The sequence below is a fragment of the Streptomyces hilarionis genome, assembly GCF_024539675.1.
Lineage (GTDB): Bacteria > Actinomycetota > Actinomycetes > Streptomycetales > Streptomycetaceae > Streptomyces > Streptomyces hilarionis.
Genome location: NZ_JAHHIT010000793.1, coordinates 1 through 256, shown reverse-complemented (window position 1 = coordinate 256; position 256 = coordinate 1). Strand labels below are relative to the sequence as shown.

The 256-nt window shown below is 41.0% G+C and carries 1 protein-coding gene; it reads left to right on the top strand.

Annotated features, from left to right (window positions below):
• A partial coding sequence (locus KMS84_RS40375; RefSeq protein WP_256921631.1) for a hypothetical protein occupies positions 1-256 on the top strand: 256 nt, incomplete at both ends.

Here is a 256-nt window from a genome sequence, read left to right as displayed (position 1 = left end):
AGCCCGGGCGGCCGAACGGCCTGTTGAAGTTTTGTGGGATGATGTTAGTAGTAGTCTTTCGTCAGCCGCTTATCCTGTAATTCACGAAATTGAAAACATGATGCGTAAACTGATTACGAAGTTTATGCTAACAAAGATCGGTTTGGGGTGGACAAAGGAAGCTGTTCCAAGAGAGGTTTCTGAGTCTATAAAAACCAAAAAAAATACAGCAGGAAATAATTATCTGTTTGAGACGGATTTTATTCAGCTTTCGGAT